Here is a 22,850-nt window from a genome sequence, read left to right as displayed (position 1 = left end):
CACTTCATCATTAGTATTGTATCAGATAATGAATGTTAAGAAAAAATCTTGACAAACATTGTCGTTAAGGTTACAATAATTTTTGTGTTTGTAAGAGGTGAACCCAGATGAAGTGGTCAATAACGCAACTTAAAAAAAACCAAAACGAACCATTTACTTTTGATAAAGAAATCGATATGAATTATCTTACCGATAGGGTAGATGAACTTATCGATATATCTCCAATAAAAGTAACAGGAGACGCTCAAGTGCGAATGCATGAGATAATTGTCAATCTTGACATTAGTGGTGTATTGACGTTACCATGTGCCCGTACTTTAAAGCCAGTAGAGCTACCATTCGATACTACATCCGTAGAAATATTTGAATTAGACGAGTTCAGTGAAAGTAATGATGAAGATGATGACGATTTGAGGCATAAACTCGAAGGTGGCATGATTAATTTATTACCGATTATTGAAGAACTTGTCATTTTAGAGAAACCATTACAAGTGTTCTCTGAAGAAAGTGAGAATATATCAATGGCAGGCAATGGTTGGGAAGTTATTGGCGAAGATCAATTTGAGTCAACCGATGATTCAGTGGAAGAAACTGAAAAATCAGTTGATCCAAGACTTCAAAAATTACAACAATTCTTCGATGACGAAAAATAATCGGACAAGTGTTTATAAAATTTAAGGAGGAATAAGACATGGCAGTTCCAGCTAGAAGAACTTCAAAATCAGCTAAGAGAAAACGTCGTACGCATTTCAAAATCTCAGTACCAGGTATGGTAGAATGTTCAAACTGTGGAGAAATGAAATTATCTCACCGTGTATGTAAAGCTTGTGGATCATACAAAGGTAAAGAAGTCGTTTCTAAATAATAAGTTATATGTAAATATCCTGAATAAGGACGTTTCAGACTGTCGATATTATCGGCAGTCTTTTTTTATGAAATTTTAAAAGGGCAATAGTGAATATCGTGGTATGTATGCATTATGAAAGATATTCTATTAAATTAGGTTTTTTTCATATATACTAGGTATATAAGTCTATATAGAACATGAGGAGTTTTTATGGAAGAGATTACTTCAGTACAAAATAATAAAATTAAACAAATGAATAAGCTAAAGAAGAAAAAAGAACGTGTTAAACAAGGTCAATTTTTAATTGAAGGTTTCCATCTGGTTGAAGAAGCTTATAATAGCAAACTTAAAATCGTTTCTTTATTAGCTGTTGATTATTCAAGAGTTGACGATCAAATTGTTCAATATGCGGATGAGTCATACGTTATCAACTTTAAAGTGGCTGAATCTTTATCGGATACAACAACACCACAAGGGATTTTTGCTGTCGTTGAACTTCCAACATATGAAATAAGCAATTTTAAACAAGTGCTTGTGCTAGATAGAGTGCAAGATCCTGGCAATATGGGTGCATTGATTCGTAATGCTGATGCTGCTGGAATGGACGCTGTTGTATATTCAAAAGGCAGTGCAGATCCTTATCAAGATAAAGTATTGCGCGCATCTCAAGGTAGTGTATTTCACTTACCAGTAGTTGAAGAAGATATTTATGAATTTATCGAAAAATTTGAAGGTAACACTTATGGCACAAGTTTGAATCATGCAGTTCACTATAAAGAAATTGAAAGCCAAGAAAACTTCGCTTTAATCATGGGTAACGAAGGTGCTGGAGTTGAAGAAGAATTATTGAACCAAACTACAGAAAACCTCAACATTCCTCTTTATGGAAAAGCTGAAAGTTTAAATGTTGCTGTATCTTGTGGCATATTACTTTACCATTTGAAAGGTTGACCAAAGATATAATATTTAATATAATGATTTCATAATCAATATGAGCTTATAAAGGGACGTAAATTAATGGATACGCATAATTAGGGAAAGGATTCTAGACTGAGAGATCCTATGTCGTAACTTAATTTTTTTCATCCTTTTAGCTACTTAAAGAAATTTAAGTCGGAATGTAGATCCGTTATCAACATATAAGTGTATGCATAAGTATGTATAAATTTGGGTGGTACCACGGAAGACTTCGTCCCTCTATTATGAGGGGGCGAAGTCTTTTTTTTCGACTAAATAGGAGGATATATATGTCATTACAAGAGAAATTATCTGAATTACGACAAGAAGCCCTTGTAAGAATTAACGAGGCAAAAGCTGAAAGAGCGTTACAAGATGTAAAAGTGAATTATTTAGGTAAAAAAGGTGTTATAACAGGTCTTATGAAAGAAATGAAAGCATTACCTAAAGAAGAAAGACCTGAATTTGGCCAATTCGTTAATGAAGTGCGTAAAGCAGTTGAAATAGAAATTGAAGCTAAAAAAGTGCTTTTAGAAGAAGAAGCCTTAAATGCACAACTAGAAAACGAAACGATTGATGTAACATTGCCTGGTAGAAAAGTGACTTTAGGTGCGAAACATCCTCTTACTAAAATAAATGAAGATTTAGAAGATTTATTCATAGGATTAGGTTATGAAATCGTTGAAGGTTATGAAGTAGAATCAGATTATTATAATTTCGAAGCTTTAAACTTACCAAAATCACATCCAGCACGTGACATGCAAGATACTTTCTATATTTCAGAAGAAATTTTAATGCGTACACATACTTCTCCAGTTCAAGCTAGAACTTTAGAAAAGCGTAATGGCGTTGGACCAGTTAAAATTATTTGTCCGGGTAAAGTATATCGTAGAGACTCTGATGATGCGACACATAGTCACCAATTCACGCAAATTGAAGGTTTAGTTGTTGCTGAAAATATTAAAATGAGTGATCTTAAAGGAACGTTAGAATTATTAGCACGTAAACTATTTGGTGCTGATCGTGAAATTCGACTAAGACCAAGTTTCTTCCCATTCACAGAACCTTCTGTAGAAGTGGATGTTTCATGTTTTAAATGTAAAGGTCATGGTTGTAATGTATGTAAACAAACTGGATGGATTGAAGTACTAGGATCAGGTATGGTACATCCAAACGTATTAGAAATGGCAGGATTTGATTCAAGTAAATATTCAGGCTTTGCCTTTGGTTTAGGACCAGACAGAATGGCGATGTTGAAATATGGAATTGAAGACATTAGACATTTCTATACAAATGACGTGAGATTTTTAGAGCAATTTAAGCCTGTAGAAGATGGTGGTGAAGCATAATGTTAGTGAGTAAAGAATGGTTAAATGAATATATTAAAATAGATGCTGATATAGATGCATTAGCTGAGAAAATAACAAGAAGTGGTATAGAAGTAGATAGCATTAAAAAATACGGTGAAGATATTAAAAAATTAGTTGTAGGACATGTTGTATCAAAAGAAAAACATCCTGAAGCTGATAAACTAAATATATGTAAAGTAGATGTTGGGGAAGAAGAACCCGTACAAATCGTATGTGGTGCACCTAACGTTGATGTAGACCAATATGTAATTGTAGTTAGAGTTGGTGGACGTTTACCTGGTGGCGTTAAAATTAAAAGAGCGAAATTAAGAGGCGAAGTTTCTGAAGGTATGATTTGTTCTTTACAAGAAATAGGTTTAGATGCTAATGTCATGCCTAAAAAATATGCTGACGGAATCTATGTATTTTCTAATGAACCGACTCCTGGTAGCGATGCTTTAGAAGCTTTATTGCTTAATGATGAAGTGATGGACTTTGATTTAACACCAAACAGAGCAGATTGTTTAAGTATGTTAGGTGCAGCACATGAAGTGAGTGCACTGTATGGTAATGAAATAAAATATCCAAATACAGATTTAACTGAAGCGCCAGAAAAAGCAACTCAAGAGATTAGTGTTGCGGTTCAAAATGAAGAAGCGATACCTTATTACGCAGCTAGAGTAGTTAAGAATGTTACGATTGCACCATCACCAACTTGGTTACAATCAAGATTAATGAAAGCTGGAATTCGTCCAATAAATAATGTAGTTGATATTTCGAATTATATTCTATTAGAATATGGTCAACCTCTACATATGTTTGACCAAGATCACATTGGATCAGAACAAATTGTTGCGCGTTATGCACAAGAAAATGAAAAAATCACTACACTAGATGGTGTTGAAAGAGAATTACTTGCTTCTGATGTTGTCATTACAAATGGTTCAGAACCGATTGCAATTGCTGGTGTTATGGGTGGAGATTTCTCAGAAGTAACAGACAAAACACAAAATGTCGTTATAGAAAGTGCGATATTTAATGCTACAAATGTAAGACAAACTTCAAGAAGATTAGGTTTAAGAAGTGAAGCATCAAGTAGATTCGAAAAAGGCATCGCAAGTGAAAGAGTTATAGATGCTTTAAATAGAGCAGCATTCTTGTTACAAGATATTGCAGGTGGCACAGTACTCAGTGAAGTTGTGTCAGATGGTACTTTACCTGAAACATCTAAAACAATTGAAATCTCTACTCATGATGTAAATCAATTAATAGGATTTGAACTTTCAACTGAAGAGATAAATGTTATTTTTAACCGTTTAGGATTTGCGACAAACGTGTCAGAAGATTCATTTGAAGTTAACGTTCCTTCAAGAAGAAATGATATTTCTATTAAAGCAGACTTAATAGAAGAAGTTGCAAGAATTTATGGATACGATCAATTACCATCAACTTTACCAAACTTTGAAAGTACAACAGCTGGATATTTAACAGATAATCAACTTAAAACACGTAAAGTTAAAGAAATACTTGAAGGTGCTGGATTAGATCAAGCCATTACGTATTCATTAGTTCATAAAGATGTTGCTAAAGATTACGCACTTGAGGAACAAGAAGTTGTAGAACTTATGATGCCTATGAGTGAAGATCAAGCCGTATTGCGTCAAAGTTTATTACCAAGACTAATAGATGCAACGCGTTATAACGTAGCTAGAAAAAATAAAAACGTAGCATTATATGAGCTAGGCAGAGTTTTCTATAGTAATGGAGAAAATCAATTACCTACAGAAGTTGAATTTTTAAGTGGTATATTAACGGGTCAATATACAGGTAATAAATGGCAACAAAAAGATGAACCTGTAGACTTCTTTTTAGTTAAAGGGATTGTAGAACGTATTGCAGAGCAATTAAACGTTTCATTCACATTTGAAGCGGCGAAATTAGACTTGTTGCATCCAGGTAGAACAGCGTACGTTAAATTAAATGATGAAGTAGTAGGTTTAATAGGAGAATTGCATCCTAAGGTAGAAAAAGAAAATGACTTAGACCGTACTTATGTTTTTGAGTTAAACTTTACAAAAGTGTTAGAACAACCAGTCGGTAAAATAGAATATGAAGCTATTCCTAGATTCCCTGGCGTATCTAGAGACATAGCATTAGTGGTAAATACTGAAGTAACGGCATCTACATTAATTAGCACAATTAATGAAAATGGTGCTGATATACTGAACCATGCTGAAGTATTTGATGTTTATGAAGGTGAACATATGGAAGAAGGTAAGAAGTCAGTAGCAATTCGAATTGATTATTTAGATGTTACTGAAACTTTAACAGAAGAAAAAGTTTCATCAGTTCATAATCAAATATTAGAAGCATTAGAACAACAAGGTGCTACTTTAAGAGCATAATTAATTCGAACATATGAAACACGTATATATTTAATAAAACCACAGTAATCTGTAAGTTTTGCAGATTACTGTGGTTTTTACTTATTTTTTATTCTTATTTGTGATTTTGATAAGTTGTTTGCCGATAAACCAGATTAAGTAGCAGATAATAACAATGGCTAATATAACTTGCCAACTAAGTGTTATGAGTAACATACTAATTTCTCCTTTTACGTTTTATGAGATCTAATACTTTATCTCTATTTTTAAAATGTTTTTTAGTTATTGCATCAAGCTGATTAATATCATATTTTTGAACGATTTTGGCTGCTTGTAAGTCTACTTTATTACTTGCGCCTTTTGGTATGATGACGTTTAATTCTTGAGCTAATCTATCCATATGTTTAACAAATGCATATCTTGCTATGATGCTTGCAGCAGCGATTGCGATAGATTTTGATTCACCTTTTGTTTCGAAAAATGTAATGTCTTTTCGTGGCATTGAACCTATAATATTCTTTTCATATGTACTGGCTTGGACAAATTGATCGATTACAATTTGTTCTAATTCAGATTCCTCTACGCGCGTTATGACATTTTTGATCGCTTGATTGTGTAAGACAGCTTTCATTTTAACTTGACTCCATCCCTCTAATTGCTTCGTATTATAGTTGGGATTATCAAGTACGATTAATGAATGTGGACATATTTGAATAATATGTTCTGCTAGTTCTACTATTTTTATGTCCGTTAATGATTTAGAGTCCATCACACCTATTTCTTTTAATATTTTAGCATTCTTTTTAGAAACGTATGCTGCACACACGGTTAAAGGTCCAAAATAATCACCACTGCCCGCTTCATCACTACCAATTGTATTGTGTAAGTCGAAGGTATGTATTTTATTTGGAATAGATTTACTAGGAGTAGAAGGCATAATTTTTTCTCCTAATACTGAACTTGCAACTTGTTCAGCATCTTTACCTTGAAACATGATTTTTTTAGAACGATATATTTGTACTTGTGTGCTTTTTATTTTTTTACGAGCTAAAGTACCAGTTGGTAGGTTTTCAGTGTCCATATTATATTGTTTTATTATTTTATTGATTGTTTGAGAATCAATCTTTTTTACGATATTTGCCAAGTTTGTGTCCTGCCTTTAATATATTTTCTATAAATAGAGTAGCACAAATTTATGATATAAACGAATATTCTCAGATGAACTTAGTGGATATCCATACACAAATGAACATATGTCATGTATAATATAGTATGATTAAATATATAGAAATTCCATTTATAATTTGAACAGGGGTAGTATAATGAGTGAAAACAAAAACAGAGTGACAGTAGTTATAAATGATCAACATTATACAATAATTGGTGAAGACGATCCTTCGCATATTCGATATGTAGCTGGAAGAGTTGATGAGAAGATTCAAGCGTTAGGACAGCTGAATGCTGGATTAGATACTACGCGTAAATCTGTACTCACGGCTGTTAATGTTATGCATGAATATGTTAAATTAGAAGAGGAAAATGAAAAGTTAAAAGAAGAAATCAAACAATTAAAAAATAAAGGATATTTAGAATGATTACATTATTTATAATTTTATGTTTAATATTAGGAGTCATCATTGGCTATAGACGTAGTTTAGTACTCCAGTCACTACACGCTATTGGTACTATTTGTTCATTGGTAATCGCCACTATATGTTATGCACCATTTAGTAAACAACTGCATTTAATTTTGCCTTACCCTAGTGCGTCTACGGAAGGGAAAAATACTATATTTAATAATATTAATAATGAGAATGCATTTTATAATATTATGGCGATTCTCATTTTATTTGTTTTTACTAAAGTGATTTTACAAATTGTAGCAACAGTGTTTGATTTTTATCACCAAATGGATTTTGGAGGCAAATATGCAAGATACTTTGGTATGGCACTTGGTTTTATAGAGGCGTACTTAGTCGTTATTATTATGTTAGCTGCAATTGCAGTTATTCCAGTTCCATCATTTATTGATGCATTCCATCAATCATCTATTGGAAATGTGATATTATCGAAGACACCATTCTTATCTGAACAATTAGTAAAATGGCTTGCAAATTAAATGAATTTATATTAAAAAAAGTCATGGGACAACCTATGACTTTTTTTACGGAGGATTAGATATGTTAACTAAAAAAGATATCGTAAAAATGTTAGAAACAATCGCAATTTATATGGAAATTAAAGGAGAAAATCCTTTCAAAGTCTCTGCTTATCGAAAAGCAAGTCAATCTTTAGAAACAGATGAAAGAACGATCAATGAAATAGAAGACGTTACAACTTTAAAAGGTATTGGTAAAGGAGTGGGTGATGTGATTAATGAATATATTAATCATGGCACTCAAAGTTACTTAGACGAACTTAAAGAAGAAATTCCAGAAGGATTAATACCATTGCTTAAAATACCTGGATTAGGTAGCAAAAAAATTGCTAAACTATATAAAGAATTAAATATTAAAAATAAAGAAGACTTAATTGAAGCGTGTGAAAATAATCAAGTTTCTGCATTATCTGGCTTTGCTAAAAAAACAGAACAAAAACTTTTAGAAGAAGCAAAAGTTTTAGGACAAAGACCTGAGAGATATCCAATTAATACAATCATTAAAGCACACGAAGTGATTAATCAATTTTTGGATGGCATTGATGAAATTATTCAATATCAAGTAGCGGGTAGTTTTAGAAGAATGAGAGAAACGAGCAAAGATTTAGATTATATTATTTCTACAGAAGATGAGTCGAAAGTACAACAACTATTATTAAAATTCCCAGAAATTAAAGAGCAAATTGCAGTTGGACAAACGAAAGTTTCATTAGATTTGTTAATTGGAGATGAAGTCATAGGTGTTGATTTTAGACTCATTAAACCTGAAGCGTTCTATCACACTTTACAACATTTCACTGGATCAAAAGACCACAACATTAAAATTAGACAACTCGCCAAACAAAGAAATGAAAAGGTGAGTGAATATGGTATAGAAGAAAGCAATGGTAACGTTATTACTTATCAAAGTGAAAAAGAAATATATGACCATTTCAATGTTCCATACATTCCTCCAACTATGAGAGAAGATGGAACGGAGTTTGATAAAAATATCCAAGATATTATTAAATTAGAAGATATCAATGGAGATATTCATATGCACACTACATATAGTGATGGTGCATTTAAATTAGAAGAAATGATTGAAGCGGCTATTGAACGTGGGTATCAATTCATTTGTATCACAGATCATTCTAGAAGTTTAGCGGTCGCTAATGGTTTATCAATAGAACGTTTATTAGAACAAAATAAAAAAATTAAAGCGTTAAATGAAAAGTATAAAGAAATCGATATTTATAGCGGAACAGAAATGGATATTAAGCCAGATGGTACGCTAGATTATCCTGATGAAGTTTTGAAAGAACTAGACTATGTCATAGCAGCTATTCACCAAAGTTTTAATCAAACGGAAGAAGAAATTATGAATAGACTTAAAGTGGCATGTGAAAACAAATATGTAAGACATATTGCACATCCAACTGGTCGTATTATCGGTAGAAGAGAAGGATACAAAGTAAATATTGAACAACTTGTTAAAATGGCTAAGGAAACAAACACAGTATTAGAATTGAATGCTAATCCACAAAGATTAGATTTAAATGCAGAAGTGTTGAAAAACAATCCTGATTTAATGATTACAATAAATACTGATGCACATCATATTGATCATTTTGATTTTATGAAATATGGTGTCGGTACAGCACAAAAAGGTTGGGTAAAACAATCACAAGTAATCAATGCTAAAACACGTGAAGAATTTAAACAATGGATTAAATCTAATAAATAAAAGTATTCAAAGAAGAGGGAAGATAGTATGAATGAAAAAACATTAAAAGTTCTTGAGTATCCCTTAATTATTCAACAATTATCTGCTCATGCAACAAGTGATATTGCAGAGCGACTCATTAATGAACTTAAACCAAGTGATGAAATGGAAACAGTTCAACATAGTTTGAATGAAACAGATGAAATGACTCAAATATATAATAAACATAGAGTGCCAGGTTATTCAGGGTTAAAAGATATTAAATCTTTTGTTAGAAGAGCTGAAATCGGTAGTTTACTAAATGTTGAAGAACTGAATCAAATTAAACGAAATATTCAAGTTCAAAATAGATTTAAAACGTTCTATGCAAGTATCGTTGACGAAGATGAAGATATTCTTTATCCAATCATTGATGGATATGTTGCTCAACTACCTGTGTTGAGTGAATTACTCAATCAAATTAGTGAACAATGTGATGAACACGATTTATTTGATACTGCGAGTCCGAAGTTAGCAGAATTAAGACATCAAATTAAAAAAACGAATGATCGCATTAAATCAAGATTAGAACAAATGGTAAAATCATCAGCCAATCAAAAGAAATTATCTGATTCTATTTTAACGGTTAGGAATGATAGATACGTACTGCCGGTTAAAGCTGAATATCGCCATGATTTCAGTGGTATCGTGCATGACCAATCTGCATCAGGACAAACTTTATATATTGAACCAAGTGCAATAGTAGAAATGCACAATCAAATATCACAAGTTAAAGCTAAAGAGAAAGAAGAAAAAGATAGATTGCTTTATATCTTAACTGAGTTGGTTAGCGAAGTGGGTTATGAACTATTGTCGAGCACGAAAGTCATGGGACACTTAGACTTTATAACAGCTAAAGCAAAATTTGGGGCAACAATTAAAGCGACAAAACCTGTTTTATCAGATGATAGAGCAATTTATTTACCAAAAGCGAGACACCCATTAATTAACAAAACTGAAGTAGTTAGTAATACAATTGAATTTAAAGAAAATATAAACGCTGTTATTATTACAGGTCCAAATACTGGTGGTAAAACAGTGACACTTAAAACAGTAGGTTTGATTACATTGATGGCTCAGTCAGGATTGTTGATCCCTACATTAGATGGCGCAATTATTACGATTTTTAAAAAAGTATTTTGTGATATTGGTGATGAACAGTCTATAGAACAGTCGCTTTCAACATTCTCATCTCATATGAAAAACATCGTCAATATTATAGATCAAGCTGATAAAGATTCTTTAATTTTATTTGACGAACTTGGTGCAGGTACTGATCCGAGTGAAGGTGCAGCTTTAGCGATGAGCATACTTGATTACACAATTGAAAGAGATGCTTTAATTATGGCTACAACACATTATCCTGAACTTAAAGCATATAGTTATAATCGTGATAAAGTTATGAATGCGAGTGTTGAGTTTGATGTGGAAACGTTAAGACCAACATACAAATTATTAATGGGCATACCAGGACGATCTAATGCATTTGAAATTTCGAAAAAATTAGGATTAAAGAATGAATTAATTAACCATGCAAAATCTTTAATTGGTCAAGATGAAAAAGAAATTAATGTGATGATTGAATCTCTAGAAAAAAATGCGAAGTCTGTAGAAAATGATAGAATTGAAGTTGAGAAATTAAAACAAGAATCAACAGAACTACATCAATCATTAGCTCATGAATTACAACGTTTCGAAAATTTCAAAACACAATTAATGGACGAAGCAAGAAATAAAGCAAATCAAGAAGTAAAACAGAAAACAAAAGAAGCTGAAACAATTTTACAAGAATTGAGAGATATGCGAGACAATTCGGCCGCTAATGTTAAAGAACACGAACTCATTGAAAGAAAAAAACGACTAGACAATCAATATACAGCTGAATCAATTAAACAAAATGTTAAAAAAGAGCGTCATGATAAAATTGAAAAAGGCGATGACGTTAAAGTATTATCTTATGGTCAAAAAGGTGAAGTGATTGATGTTGTAAATGATGACGAAGTAGTCGTTCAAATGGGTATATTAAAAATGAAAATCGAAGTAAAAGATTTAGAAAAACTTGATAAAAAGAAACAACAACCAAGTAAAGTCGTACCAAGAACGAACCGTTCAACAATAAAAATGGACTTAGATTTACGTGGCTATCGTTATGATGAAGCTATGGTAGAATTAGATCAATATATCGACCAAGCTGTTCTTTCAAATTACAGTACTGTAAACATTATTCATGGTAAAGGTACTGGAGCATTACAAAAAGGTGTAACGGACCATCTGAAAAGACATCGTTCAGTAGATTCTTATAGAACAGGCATGCCATCAGAAGGTGGGTTTGGTGTTACAGTTGTGACATTGAAATAAGGAGGAAACATATTGGATAATTTTGATATGTATAAACTAGCAAAAGTGTTGCTCGTTATTTCTGCTTTAACATTTATTGCAGGTATTGCTTATTTAATATTCTTATAGAGGTGGTTATTAAATTGATTAAAACACATGTAGAGAACCAAGTTCTTTTTATTCATTTAAATCATGGTCCTGTTAATGCTTTGAATGAAGAAGTTTTAACAAATATTATTGAGGCAATAGAGACTCAAGGATTTGATGATCATATAAAAGTTATCGTCATTAAAGGGAATGAAAAATGTTTTTCTGCTGGTGCAGATATTAAATCATTCCCAGATTTAACTAAACATGAAAGACTAGATCTCGCATCAACAAGTGCTAAATTATTTAGATTAATCAAAACTTGTCATAAACCAGTTATAAGTTCTATTCATGGTGTGTGTTTAGGTGGCGGATTTGAACTCGCTTTAGCATGCGATATGAGGTTGATTACGAAAGATACGAAAGTAGGATTACCTGAAATTAATTTAGGTATATTTCCTGGATTTGGTGGCGTCAGAAGACTGTCTTATATGATCGGTCAACATAAAGCGTTACAAGTTGCTTTAACTGGTGAGAATGTCAATTTAGATGACATTCAGCATTTGTTCAATGAAATTGTTGAAGATAAAGAAGAACTAGAAAAAGCAACTGAAAAGTTAGCTTATAGTATTGCTTCTAAGTCTTTAAATTCTATTAAAGTGATTAAACAAATGTCTAATTTAGATTTATCACTAGAAAGTGATCAAATAGAAGAAAGGCATTTTGTTGATATTATTGAAAGTGAAAATGCAGAAGAAGGTATAAATGCATTTATCACTAAAAGAAAACCACAATTTAAGTAATTGATTCCAAGTGCAACATCTATTACAATACAGATTGAGCAAACAACATGCATTGCTAAATAAAGCGTGCTATACTCTCATTATCATAAGTTAACAAGGAGGATTTTTCCAATGGCATTAGTAAAAGCAACAGATGCAAATTTTGACGAACAAATTAAAGAAGGCGTAAGTTTAGTGGACTTCTGGGCACCTTGGTGTGGACCTTGTAAAATGATCGCGCCAGTATTAGAAGATTTGGCTAAAGACGTTGAAGGTAAAGCTAATATCGTTAAATTAGACGTAGATGAAAATCAAGCAACAGCTGCTAAATATGAAGTAATGAGTATTCCAACATTAATCGTATTCAAAGATGGCGAAGCTGTAGATAAAGTAGTAGGTTTCCAACCTAAAGAACAACTAGAACAAGTATTATCTAAACACTATTAATATAAACGTGTAAAGGTAACCATAGACTGTCTACAAAGTGAAAGACTTTGTAGACAGTTTTTTTGCGTAACTATTGTAAAAACTTATGGTTATTTCTAATATAGTATAGAACGTATGTTTTGGTTAAACTAAATTTTGTTGATATAATTACTATAAAAAGGTAGGTGAAAAAGGTGGAAGACTACCAAAAAAGAATCAAACAAAAACTAGATGTACTGCCTACTGATCCAGGCTGTTACATTATGAAAGATAGACATCAATCTGTTATATATGTTGGGAAAGCAAAGCGTTTAAGAAACAGAGTGAGAAGCTATTTTACAGGTGCACATGATGAAAAGACAACTCGATTAATCGGAGAAATAAGAGATTTCGAATTTATTGTGACATCTAGTGAAATTGAATCATTATTACTAGAGTTGAACCTTATAAAAAAGCATCAACCTAGATACAATATATTATTAAAAGATGATAAAAGTTATCCGTTTATTAAAATAACGAAAGAAAAGCACCCACGATTAATCGTGACGAGAACGGTGAAAAAAGATTCAGGTAAATACTTTGGTCCATATCCAAATGCTTATGCAGCACATGAAACGAAAAAATTACTAGACAGAATTTATCCTTTAAGAAAATGTGTAACGATGCCGAATAAAGTTTGTTTATATTACCATATAGGACAATGTTTAGGTCCATGTGTATATCCTGTAGAGCAAGCTCAATATCAGGCGATGATTAAAGAGATTACAGACTTTTTAAATGGCGATGATAAAACGATTGTTAATGACTTGAATGATAAAATGAACGCAGCAAGTGAAATGTTGAAATTTGAAGAAGCTAAAGAATATAGAGATTTAATTCAACATATAGAAATGTTGAATTATAAACAAAATATGATGTCATCCGATATGACAATGAGAGATATATTTGGTTATTCAGTAGATAAAGGCTGGATGTGTATTCAAGTATTCTTTATTAGACAAGGGAAATTAATAGAAAGACAAGCTTCTATGATTCCAATCATACAAACTGCTGAAGAAGAATTTTATACATTTATAGGTCAGTTTTATACTTTAAATCAACATTTAACGCCTAAAGAAATACACATACCAATGAATGTGGATATTAAAACTGTAGAGTCAGTAGTTGATTCAAAGGTTATTCAACCTAAAAGAGGTAAGAAAAAAGAAATGGTGGATTTGGCAATTAAGAATGCGAGTATTTCATTGAAAAATAAATTCGAACTTATTGCTAAAGACGAATCTAGAACTGTTAAAGCTATAGAAAATTTAGGGGAAGCTATGGGTATACAGACACCTATAAGAATTGAAGCTTTCGATAACTCTAATATACAAGGTGTGGATCCTGTATCTGTAATGATTACCTTTGTAGATGGTAAGCCGAGTAAAAAAGATTATCGTAAATACAAAATTAAATCTGTCAAAGGACCTGACGATTATAAATCTATGCAAGAAGCTGTTAGAAGAAGATACACTAGAGTATTAAAAGAAGGCCTGCCAATACCAGATTTGATCATTGTTGATGGTGGTAAAGGACATATGTCTTCAGTAAGAAATGTGTTAGAGAATGAGTTAGGACTCGATATTCCAATAGCAGGATTAAGTAAAAATGATAAACACCAAACGTCAGAATTACTTTATGGTGCGCAAGCAGAAATTATACCACTAAAGAAAAACTCACAAGAATTTTATTTACTTCAACGTATCCAAGATGAAGTGCATAGATTTGCCATAAGTTTTCATAGATCGACGAGACAAAAGACAACTTTAAAATCTGCGTTAGATGAAATAGAAGGAATAGGACCGAAACGAAAGCAATCATTGTTGAAACATTTTGGTTCTATTAAGAAAATGCGTGAATCAAATATAGAAGAATTTATTAAAATTGGCCTTCCAGAAAAAGTTGCCCAAAACTTAGTAAATAAGCTTAGTAATTAAAGAGTAAATTTACAATAAAAAATGAATATATTTGGGTATGAGAATAATTCTCATGCCCAAATTCTTACTTAATGATGTTACAATATACATGTAATGCTCATCGAATTTTTTTTAGGATATATGTAATCGTTTTCAGGTTATGATATCTATAATATAACGATAGAGCCATAGATTAAAGTTAGGGGGGACTTCTTTTGGCGTCAAGCGAAAAACAGTTTATTTTACGTCGTATTCATTCATTATTAGGTGTAATTCCTATAGGAATATTCTTAATTCAGCATTTATTAATTAACCACTTTGCAACTATTAGCCCGGAGGCTTTTAATAAAGCGTCTGATTTTATGTGGAATTTACCATTTAAAATAGTGTTAGAGGTTGTAGTTATTTATATTCCTATACTATTCCACGCTATTTATGGATTATACATAGCGTTTACAGCTAAAGAAAATGTAGGAAGACATTCATTATTCAGAAACTGGATGTTTTTATTACAACGTGTAACTGGCATAATTTCATTTATATTTATAGCTGTACATGTGTATCAAACACGTATTCAAGCTGCATTAGGTCATCATGTTGATTTTGATATGGTATCAGATATTTTATCTAATCCTATTTCTGTAACGCTTTACGTTGTGGGTGTATTAAGTGTTATATTCCATTTTTCAAATGGTCTATGGTCATTCTTCATCACATGGGGAATTACACAATCACCTAAATCACAACGTGTTATGACATATGTAACTTTATTTGTATTTATCGTAATTAGTATTATTGGCTTAAGAGCTATATTTGCATTCGTATAGGATTTATACTTTTTAGGGGAGTGACAATTTTTATGGCAAACAACAAAATTATTGTTGTCGGTGGTGGTTTAGCAGGTTTGATGGCAACGATTAAAGCTGCAGAAAAAGGTGCACATGTTGATTTATTCTCATTAGTACCTGTTAAACGTTCACACTCTGTTTGTGCACAAGGTGGTATTAACGGAGCTGTTAATACAAAAGGTGAAGGTGACTCTACTTTAATTCACTTTGATGACACAGTGTATGGTGGAGATTTTCTAGCTAACCAAACACCAGTAAAAAATATGACTGCAGCAGCACCTAGTATCATACATTTATTAGACAGAATGGGTGTTATGTTTAACCGTACGCCAGAAGGTCTATTAGATTTCCGTAGATTCGGTGGTACTTTATATCATAGGACTGCATTTGCAGGTGCAACAACTGGACAACAATTACTATATGCATTAGACGAACAAGTTAGAAGTTATGAAGTTAAAGGATTAGTTACAAAATATGAAGGCTGGGAATTCTTAGGAATCGTTAAAGATGATGAAGATGCAGCTCGTGGTATTGTAGCTCAAAACTTAACAGATTCTAAGATAGAAGCATTCGGATCAGATGCTGTCATTATGGCAACAGGTGGTCCTGGTATTATCTTTGGTAAGTCTACAAACTCAATGATTAATACTGGTTCTGCAGCTTCTGTCGTTTATCAACAAGGTGCTAAATATGCAAATGGTGAGTTTATTCAAATCCACCCAACAGCTATACCTGGTGATGATAAGTTAAGATTGATGAGTGAATCTGCACGTGGTGAAGGTGGACGTATTTGGACTTATAAAGACGGTAAACCTTGGTATTTCTTAGAAGAAAAATATCCGGATTACGGAAACTTAGTACCTCGTGATATTGCAACACGTGAAATATTTGATGTGTGTGTAAACCAAAAACTTGGTATTAACGGTGAAAACATGGTTTATCTTGATTTATCACATAAAGACGCACATGAATTAGATGTTAAGCTTGGTGGTATAATTGAAATATATGAAAAATTCACTGGTGACGACCCTCGTAAAGTCCCAATGAAAATTTTCCCAGCTGTCCATTATTCAATGGGTGGAATTTGGGTAGACTTTGATCAAATGACTAATATTAAAGGTTTATTTGCAGCAGGTGAATGTGACTACTCTCAACATGGTGGTAATAGATTAGGGGCTAACTCTTTATTATCAGCAATATATGGCGGTATGGTTGCAGGACCAAACGCAATGGAATACGTTAAAAATATTGAAACATCATACACTGAGTTAGGTGAAGAAATATTCCAAAAACGTATTGATGAAGAACAAGAGAAGTTTGACCATCTTCTAAATCTTAAAGGTACTGAAAATGCTTATAAGTTGCACAAAGAATTAGGAGAAATAATGACTGCAAACGTTACTGTTGTTCGTCATAATGATAAACTGCTCGAAACAGATAAGAAAATTGTTGAATTAATGAAGAGATATCAAAATATTGATATGGAAGATACTTCAACATGGAGTAACCAAGCTGTATTCTTCACACGTCAATTATGGAATATGTTAGTTCTAGCAAGAGTTATTACAATTGGTGCATACAATCGTAATGAATCTCGTGGGGCACACTATAAACCAGAATTCCCTGAACGTAATGATGAAGAATGGTTGAAAACGACTATTGCTCAGTTCAGAGGACCAGAAGAAGCACCTGAGTTTTCATATGAAGAAGTGGATATTAGTCACATTAAACCTCGTAAACGAGATTACTCTAAGAAATCTGAAGGGAGTAAATAATAATGGCAGACACTCAAACAGTTGAACAAAATGAACAAAGTCAAAAACAAGAAAACAAAACAATTTCAATTATTATAAAGCGTCAAGAAAATGGCGAATCACAACCATACGAAGAAAAATTTGAGATTCCTTATAGACCAAATATGAACGTAATTGCAGCTTTGATGGAAATACAAAGAAATCCAATTACTTCAAATGGTGAAAAAACAACACCAGTCACTTGGGATATGAACTGTCTTGAAGAAGTATGTGGTGCTTGTTCTATGGTTATCAATGGCAAAGCGCGTCAATCATGTTCAGCAATTATTGATCAGTTAGAACAACCGATTAAGCTAGAACCAATGAAGACATTTCCAATAATACGTGACTTGCAAGTCGATCGTTCTCGTATGTTTGATAACTTGAAAAAAGTTAAAGCATGGGTTCCGATTGATGGTACTTATGATTTAGGTGCCGGTCCACGTATGCCTGAGAAAAAGCGTCAAACTGCTTATGAGTTATCTAAATGTATGACTTGTGGTGTATGTTTAGAAGTATGCCCTAACGTTAATGTGAATAATAATTTCATGGGTGCTCAAGCAATTTCTCAAGTTCGTCTTTTCAACTTACACCCAACAGGTAGTATGACTAAAGATGAGAGAATTAAAGCATTAATGTCTGATGGTGGTATTCAAGAATGTGGTAGTTCACAAAACTGTGTTAATGCTTGTCCAAAAGGTATTCCTTTAACAACATCTATTGCAGCTATGAACAGAGAAGCGACATTCCAAATGTTTAAATCATTCTTCGGATCAGATCACGAAGTTAACTAAATATTTTAACTCAAGAACCTTTAAAGCCAATTATAAAGTTGGTTTTAAAGGTTTTTTGCTATTTTGAATAGGGGAAAATAGACCAATTAATTAACTGCAAATATATGTATGTGTTATTATAAAGAATATAAGTTTTAAGTGAAAAGAGGTACAAACAACAATGGAAGAAATAACTAAACAGATTGAATATTCGTTACGACATATTGTAGAAAGAACTAAATTAAGATCAAGAGGACAGTTAAAAGTATATGAAATTTCACCACCACAATTTATAGCATTACAATGGTTAAATGAACATAAACAATTAACGATAGGTGAATTATCAAAAAGATTATTTTTAGCATATTCGACGACAACCGATATCATTGATAAACTTGAACAAAAAGAATTAGTTTTAAGAATTCAATCTGAAGAAGATAAAAGAGTATTCCATGTTAAGTTGTTAGAAAAAGGTACAGCATTGATTGATGAAGTCGTTCACGCAAGACAATTATATACTGAAGAACTTTTATCGGTGATGGACGATGAAGATAAAAATAAATTTAATGAAGCTTTAGAGATTATGTTAAAAAGAATGAGAAGTGAAGATAAATGAATAAACCAATAGGAGTAATTGATTCAGGTATCGGTGGGTTAACTGTAGCTAAAGAAATAATGCGACAATTACCTAACGAAACGATATTTTATTTAGGTGATATAGGGAGATGTCCTTATGGCCCAAGATCAAAAGAAGAAGTAAAAGCATTTACAATTCAGTTAGCTGAATTTTTAGTTGAAAAGGAAATTAAAATGCTTGTAATTGCTTGTAATACTGCAACTGCAGTAGCTTTAAAGCCATTACAGGAGATGTTATCGATTCCTGTTATAGGCGTTATTGATCCAGGTTCTAGAACAGCCATTATGACAACGAATAATAATCGTGTGCTTGTATTAGGAACAGAAGGCACAATCAAGTCTGAAGCATATAGAAGAAGTATAAAGTCTATAAATCCACAAGTAGAAGTTAAAGGTATAGCATGTCCAGGATTCGTCCCATTAGTAGAACAAATGAGGTACAAAGACCCAACGATAACAAGTATTGTTATACATCAAACACTTAAACAATGGCGTTATGATGATTCAGATACGGTGATATTAGGTTGCACGCATTATCCATTATTATATGATGCGATCCACCAATATTTTGATGATGGGAAGACCATTATATCTTCAGGTTTGGAGACTGCTAGGGAGGTCAGTGCTTTATTAACATTTAGTAATGAGCATTCTTATTATACGCCAAATCCTAAGCATAAATTTTTTGCAAATGGTGATGTAGAGCATATAACGAGAACAATTAAAGAATGGTTACATATAAAAGATGCTAAAGTAGAAAGAATAACTTTGTAAGGAGAGATAAACATGAATGAAATCATTGTCGCATCAAACAACAAAGGTAAAATAAATGACTTTAAAGCAATTTTTCCTAAAGCGAATGTTATAGGTATTTCTGAAATTGATCCAGATTTTGATGTAGATGAAACGGGCACAACATTTGAAGAAAATGCTGTTTTAAAAGCAGAATCAGCATCAAAACAGCTTAATAAAATCGTTATAGCAGATGATAGCGGACTATCGGTTAAAGCTTTAAACGGTGAACCAGGCATATATTCAGCGCGATATGCTGGAGAACAAAAAAATGATCAAGATAATATTAATAAATTATTAAATAATTTAAAAGGTGTAGAAGATAGAGCAGCAGAATTTGTGTGTGCTATAGCTGTTAGTGAACCAGGTAAAGATACGCTTGCTTATATCGGTAAAGCACAAGGTGAAATAATAGACGAACAACGAGGTGAAAATGGATTTGGTTATGATCCGATTTTCTTCGTACCATCATTAGATAGAACGATGGCAGAATTAACAGCGGCAGAAAAAAGTGCAATTAGCCATCGAGGAAATGCTATTAAATTAATGAACGAAGATATAGGGGAGAGATTCCAATGAAATGGATAGTTGTCAGTGATAATCATGGAGAGCAAGGGGTTCTACATGAAATATATGATAAATATAGAGAAGCGGATTTATTTCTACATCTAGGAGATTCAGAATTTGATTATGATGATACTGAATTAAGCTTATATCAAAGAGTAAAAGGAAATTGTGATTTTGATCCACGTTTCCCAATAGAAGATCAAGGTAAGATGCAAGACGTACCATACTTCTTTACGCATGGACATCGATACGAAGTTAAAGGTTCTAGAAATGTATTGAGTGCGCACGCTAAAAATGCACGTGCTAAATTCGCATTCTATGGTCATAGTCATGTAGCTTTATGTGAATTAATTGATGGCGTGTATTGCATAAACCCAGGAAGTATCTCTCAAACGAGAGGTCGATGGGAAGAAACATATGCGATGATAGAATTTGATCGTGAACTTAAAAATGCTAGTCTAACATTTTTAAATAGAAAGCATGAAGAAATAGATAAACAAATTTTAGCATTATAAAAAAGTGTCTTCATTAGGTTATAGCCTAGTGAAGATATTTTTTTATTAAAATCTCACGATTTTGAAAGTGCGTGCTTGCCTAGGGGTGTGGTTCGAGCCTGTAGTCTCTCTCGCATACGATTCCCATAGGTGTCAGTATCTCAGATGTTAATGTTCCAGCCTCTTTAATAAATAATTAGAATAACTTTCAATTAAAGTCAAATTGTTTTATAATTATTAATGTCGTTAATTTATTGTAAATAAGTAGGAGCTGTAATGTTATCGGGAGGGTGTTAAAATGAATAGAACACATGTAACATCAGTTATTAATCAAGAAAAATTTTGTATTAATAAAAATGAAGACAATGATTTGCATAAAAGTGAAAATATATATGTATTAACTGCACAAGGACTTGTTCACGCTAGTGTACTAGAAATATTTGAAGATCAATCGATATGTAAAGCAGATAAAGCAAATGCAGTTAAAGTAAATGACATCGTAATCATGGAATAAAAGCAGAACATTTATATCAAACATGTAATAATACTTGTAAAGCGATTTAATAAACCTTTTTCTTTTTAAAAGGTATTGATAAATCAGCGCCGATTAGATATAATTATTCTTGTGTTGAAGATGTCCTGGTAGCTCAGTTGGATAGAGCAACGGCCTTCTAAGCCGTCGGTCGGGGGTTCGAATCCCTCCCAGGACGCTAAGTAGGGTTTAAAGAGTATTATTAAAATACATAAAGCCCTTAATACCAATGGTTTGGTGGAATGAGGATATAAAGAATATTAAAGTATATTTAATTATAATCCCCAAATAATCCCCAAACGAAATTAAAACACCTACATTAAGTTGTGGGTGTTTTTTTATATGCTATTTAAAAATGTTATGGCTTGTTCATCATCACGTTGATACGTTTCTTCTAATAAGTGTGAATATATGGATAGTGTAACATTAATATTCTTGTGTCCTAGACGTTTAGAAATATAATGTATAGAACACCCTTCATGTAGCAACACAGAGCATAAGCTATGCCTTAATGAGTGTATTGTTATATCTTTGATACCTAAATGCTTACACGAGCGTTTAAGGGCTTTATTTACTGCGTTATTGCTTATCAGTGTGCCATGTTCAGAAAATACATATCCATTTATATCTTGTGGGCGATTATTGATAAAGTTTCTTACACGTTTCAAAGTTTTTAGATCCATACTTATGATTCTGTCAGACGTTTGTGTCTTAGTCCCTGGAATATGAACTTGATTATTTGGTAAATTAAAGTCATCACGTTTCATATGTTGAATTTCTGAAAATCTAGCACCAGTTACCATTGCCACAAGCAACAGAATTGAGGACATACTCTCTTTTGTTTCTAGGTAACTTTTTAAACGTTTAAACTCACTATGACTAATGTATTTATCCTTTTCATCTTTAGATGCCACAGAGCCTTTTGTATTGGCTTTATATGTAGCGTTCTTGTGTATGAGTCCATCATGTATAGCATCATCTAAGCAATTGCGTATATAACTATTTAACTTGCGTGTGCTATCACTAGAATGGTTGGCAGCATACTCATTAATGAACTTTTGATAATCCATTCTATTTAGTTCAGTTAATAGTGTATGGTGGAAATGTTGTTCAACGTACCTATGTGCGATGACATAACGATCATATGTTTTTTGAGTCACTTTATCCTTTTTATTTGTTTCATACCAGGACTTGAAATAATCTGCAAATACAATTTTATTATTTAATACAATCCCTTTTCTGTAATAGGACTCTAATTCAACAGCCTCAGCATGTGCCTCTTGTTTGGTACGAAAGCCACCTTTTTGAATCTTCTCTTTATTGCCGTCTATTGTGGCATAAAATACATAACGCCACGACTTACCACGTTTTTCATAACTAGCCATTTAA

Annotated in this window: 22 protein-coding genes and 1 tRNA gene; 21 read left to right on the top strand and 2 right to left on the bottom strand. The window is 32.4% G+C overall.

The genetic code is table 11. The annotated features are described in order from the left end of the window. The first annotated feature begins 107 nt into the window (after nt 1–107). The 5 genes from LQ598_RS04220 (at nt 108) to pheT (ending at nt 5,558) form a co-directional block, all read left to right on the top strand. On the top strand, nt 108–653 hold the full coding sequence (locus tag LQ598_RS04220) for a YceD family protein (protein ID WP_016912840.1): 546 nt from the start codon (nt 108–110) through the stop codon (nt 651–653). 38 nt (nt 654–691) lie between these two features. After that, nucleotides 692–865, top strand: coding sequence for a 50S ribosomal protein L32 (rpmF, locus tag LQ598_RS04215; RefSeq protein WP_016912839.1), 174 nt, complete (start codon nt 692–694; stop codon nt 863–865). Between the two features lie 192 nt (nt 866–1,057). Continuing rightward, nucleotides 1,058–1,798 (top strand): TrmH family RNA methyltransferase, encoded by a 741-nt coding sequence (locus tag LQ598_RS04210; RefSeq protein ID WP_016912838.1) that lies wholly within the window; start codon nt 1,058–1,060, stop codon nt 1,796–1,798. 296 nt (nt 1,799–2,094) lie between these two features. Continuing rightward, the gene (gene pheS, locus LQ598_RS04205) at nt 2,095–3,153 is read left to right on the top strand and encodes a phenylalanine--tRNA ligase subunit alpha (protein WP_016912837.1); all 1,059 of its coding nucleotides are present in this window, start codon (nt 2,095–2,097) and stop codon (nt 3,151–3,153) included. Next, a complete protein-coding gene (pheT, locus tag LQ598_RS04200; protein WP_107559305.1) occupies nt 3,153–5,558 on the top strand; it encodes a phenylalanine--tRNA ligase subunit beta in 2,406 nt (801 codons plus the stop codon). The genes pheS and pheT overlap by 1 nt, the downstream gene beginning before the upstream one ends. A 196-nt stretch (nt 5,559–5,754) precedes the next feature. On the opposite strand, the gene rnhC is transcribed toward pheT, so the two are convergent. Further along, nucleotides 5,755–6,681, bottom strand: a complete 927-nt coding sequence (gene rnhC, locus LQ598_RS04195) for a ribonuclease HIII (RefSeq protein WP_107556848.1) — start codon at nt 6,679–6,681, stop codon at nt 5,755–5,757. Between the two features lie 178 nt (nt 6,682–6,859). Here rnhC and zapA point away from each other — a divergent pair, with 178 nt between their 5' ends. The 16 genes from zapA to LQ598_RS04115 all read left to right on the top strand — a co-directional run bounded on the left by zapA (nt 6,860) and on the right by LQ598_RS04115 (nt 21,639). Then, nucleotides 6,860–7,132 (top strand): cell division protein ZapA, encoded by a 273-nt coding sequence (gene zapA / locus LQ598_RS04190; RefSeq protein WP_103322280.1) that lies wholly within the window; start codon nt 6,860–6,862, stop codon nt 7,130–7,132. After that, nucleotides 7,129–7,656: a CvpA family protein gene (locus tag LQ598_RS04185; protein WP_107556849.1), complete on the top strand. Its 528-nt coding sequence runs from the start codon at nt 7,129–7,131 to the stop codon at nt 7,654–7,656. The genes zapA and LQ598_RS04185 overlap by 4 nt, the downstream gene beginning before the upstream one ends. A gap of 61 nt (nt 7,657–7,717) precedes the next feature. Then, on the top strand, nt 7,718–9,421 hold the full coding sequence (gene polX, locus LQ598_RS04180) for a DNA polymerase/3'-5' exonuclease PolX (RefSeq protein ID WP_107559307.1): 1,704 nt from the start codon (nt 7,718–7,720) through the stop codon (nt 9,419–9,421). A gap of 27 nt (nt 9,422–9,448) precedes the next feature. Next, the gene (locus LQ598_RS04175) at nt 9,449–11,797 is read left to right on the top strand and encodes an endonuclease MutS2 (RefSeq protein ID WP_016911442.1); all 2,349 of its coding nucleotides are present in this window, start codon (nt 9,449–9,451) and stop codon (nt 11,795–11,797) included. Between the two features lie 122 nt (nt 11,798–11,919). Then, nucleotides 11,920–12,666 (top strand): enoyl-CoA hydratase/isomerase family protein, encoded by a 747-nt coding sequence (locus LQ598_RS04170; RefSeq protein WP_016911440.1) that lies wholly within the window; start codon nt 11,920–11,922, stop codon nt 12,664–12,666. A gap of 111 nt (nt 12,667–12,777) precedes the next feature. Continuing rightward, on the top strand, nt 12,778–13,092 hold the full coding sequence (trxA, locus tag LQ598_RS04165) for a thioredoxin (RefSeq protein WP_016911439.1): 315 nt from the start codon (nt 12,778–12,780) through the stop codon (nt 13,090–13,092). A gap of 173 nt (nt 13,093–13,265) precedes the next feature. Next, entirely contained in the window at nt 13,266–15,047 is a 1,782-nt protein-coding gene (uvrC, locus tag LQ598_RS04160) for an excinuclease ABC subunit UvrC (protein ID WP_107556851.1), read from the top strand. A gap of 194 nt (nt 15,048–15,241) precedes the next feature. Next, nucleotides 15,242–15,853, top strand: a complete 612-nt coding sequence (locus tag LQ598_RS04155; RefSeq protein ID WP_107556852.1) for a succinate dehydrogenase cytochrome b558 subunit — start codon at nt 15,242–15,244, stop codon at nt 15,851–15,853. 32 nt (nt 15,854–15,885) lie between these two features. Then, a complete protein-coding gene (sdhA, locus tag LQ598_RS04150; protein ID WP_016911436.1) occupies nt 15,886–17,649 on the top strand; it encodes a succinate dehydrogenase flavoprotein subunit in 1,764 nt (587 codons plus the stop codon). Between the two features lie 2 nt (nt 17,650–17,651). After that, nucleotides 17,652–18,461 carry a succinate dehydrogenase iron-sulfur subunit gene (gene sdhB, locus LQ598_RS04145; RefSeq protein ID WP_016911435.1) on the top strand — a complete coding sequence of 270 codons (810 nt, stop codon included), beginning with the start codon at nt 17,652–17,654 and terminating at the stop codon, nt 18,459–18,461. Between the two features lie 160 nt (nt 18,462–18,621). Then, entirely contained in the window at nt 18,622–19,056 is a 435-nt protein-coding gene (locus tag LQ598_RS04140; protein ID WP_016911434.1) for a MarR family winged helix-turn-helix transcriptional regulator, read from the top strand. Beyond that, nucleotides 19,053–19,850: a glutamate racemase gene (gene racE / locus LQ598_RS04135; protein ID WP_016911433.1), complete on the top strand. Its 798-nt coding sequence runs from the start codon at nt 19,053–19,055 to the stop codon at nt 19,848–19,850. The genes LQ598_RS04140 and racE overlap by 4 nt, the downstream gene beginning before the upstream one ends. Nucleotides 19,851–19,862: 12 nt before the next feature. After that, a complete protein-coding gene (locus LQ598_RS04130; RefSeq protein ID WP_107556853.1) occupies nt 19,863–20,447 on the top strand; it encodes an XTP/dITP diphosphatase in 585 nt (194 codons plus the stop codon). After that, a complete protein-coding gene (locus LQ598_RS04125) occupies nt 20,444–20,950 on the top strand; it encodes a YfcE family phosphodiesterase (RefSeq protein WP_107537257.1) in 507 nt (168 codons plus the stop codon). Before LQ598_RS04130 ends, LQ598_RS04125 begins: the two co-directional genes overlap by 4 nt. Before the next feature lie 277 nt (nt 20,951–21,227). After that, entirely contained in the window at nt 21,228–21,443 is a 216-nt protein-coding gene (locus tag LQ598_RS04120; RefSeq protein ID WP_107537256.1) for a hypothetical protein, read from the top strand. A gap of 122 nt (nt 21,444–21,565) precedes the next feature. Continuing rightward, a tRNA-Arg gene (locus LQ598_RS04115) sits at nt 21,566–21,639 on the top strand. Nucleotides 21,640–21,799: 160 nt separating this feature from the next. Here LQ598_RS04115 and LQ598_RS04110 read toward each other — a convergent pair. After that, nucleotides 21,800–22,846 carry a site-specific integrase gene (locus LQ598_RS04110; RefSeq protein ID WP_239745282.1) on the bottom strand — a complete coding sequence of 349 codons (1,047 nt, stop codon included), beginning with the start codon at nt 22,844–22,846 and terminating at the stop codon, nt 21,800–21,802. Between the last annotated feature and the right edge of the window lie 4 nt (nt 22,847–22,850).

Source organism: Mammaliicoccus sp. F-M27, from assembly GCF_022387115.1.
Lineage (GTDB): Bacteria > Bacillota > Bacilli > Staphylococcales > Staphylococcaceae > Mammaliicoccus > Mammaliicoccus vitulinus.
The sequence above is the reverse complement of the archived record's forward strand: the minus strand, read 5'-3'. Positions and strand labels throughout refer to the sequence as shown.

Bases quoted from the DNA above. Each gene is read 5' to 3' on its own strand.
- LQ598_RS04110 (WP_239745282.1), bottom strand. From the start codon at position 22,846: ATGGCTAGTTATGAAAAACGTGGTAAGTCGTGGCGTTATGTATTTTAT.
- LQ598_RS04120 (WP_107537256.1), top strand. From the start codon at position 21,228: ATGAATAGAACACATGTAACATCAGTTATTAATCAAGAAAAATTTTGT.
- zapA (WP_103322280.1), top strand. From the start codon at position 6,860: ATGAGTGAAAACAAAAACAGAGTGACAGTAGTTATAAATGATCAACAT.
- pheS (WP_016912837.1), top strand. From the start codon at position 2,095: ATGTCATTACAAGAGAAATTATCTGAATTACGACAAGAAGCCCTTGTA.
- LQ598_RS04130 (WP_107556853.1), top strand. From the start codon at position 19,863: ATGAATGAAATCATTGTCGCATCAAACAACAAAGGTAAAATAAATGAC.
- trxA (WP_016911439.1), top strand. From the start codon at position 12,778: ATGGCATTAGTAAAAGCAACAGATGCAAATTTTGACGAACAAATTAAA.
- LQ598_RS04125 (WP_107537257.1), top strand. From the start codon at position 20,444: ATGAAATGGATAGTTGTCAGTGATAATCATGGAGAGCAAGGGGTTCTA.
- sdhB (WP_016911435.1), top strand. From the start codon at position 17,652: ATGGCAGACACTCAAACAGTTGAACAAAATGAACAAAGTCAAAAACAA.
- LQ598_RS04175 (WP_016911442.1), top strand. From the start codon at position 9,449: ATGAATGAAAAAACATTAAAAGTTCTTGAGTATCCCTTAATTATTCAA.
- LQ598_RS04140 (WP_016911434.1), top strand. From the start codon at position 18,622: ATGGAAGAAATAACTAAACAGATTGAATATTCGTTACGACATATTGTA.
- LQ598_RS04210 (WP_016912838.1), top strand. From the start codon at position 1,058: ATGGAAGAGATTACTTCAGTACAAAATAATAAAATTAAACAAATGAAT.
- LQ598_RS04185 (WP_107556849.1), top strand. From the start codon at position 7,129: ATGATTACATTATTTATAATTTTATGTTTAATATTAGGAGTCATCATT.
- racE (WP_016911433.1), top strand. From the start codon at position 19,053: ATGAATAAACCAATAGGAGTAATTGATTCAGGTATCGGTGGGTTAACT.
- pheT (WP_107559305.1), top strand. From the start codon at position 3,153: ATGTTAGTGAGTAAAGAATGGTTAAATGAATATATTAAAATAGATGCT.
- rpmF (WP_016912839.1), top strand. From the start codon at position 692: ATGGCAGTTCCAGCTAGAAGAACTTCAAAATCAGCTAAGAGAAAACGT.
- LQ598_RS04220 (WP_016912840.1), top strand. From the start codon at position 108: ATGAAGTGGTCAATAACGCAACTTAAAAAAAACCAAAACGAACCATTT.
- polX (WP_107559307.1), top strand. From the start codon at position 7,718: ATGTTAACTAAAAAAGATATCGTAAAAATGTTAGAAACAATCGCAATT.
- sdhA (WP_016911436.1), top strand. From the start codon at position 15,886: ATGGCAAACAACAAAATTATTGTTGTCGGTGGTGGTTTAGCAGGTTTG.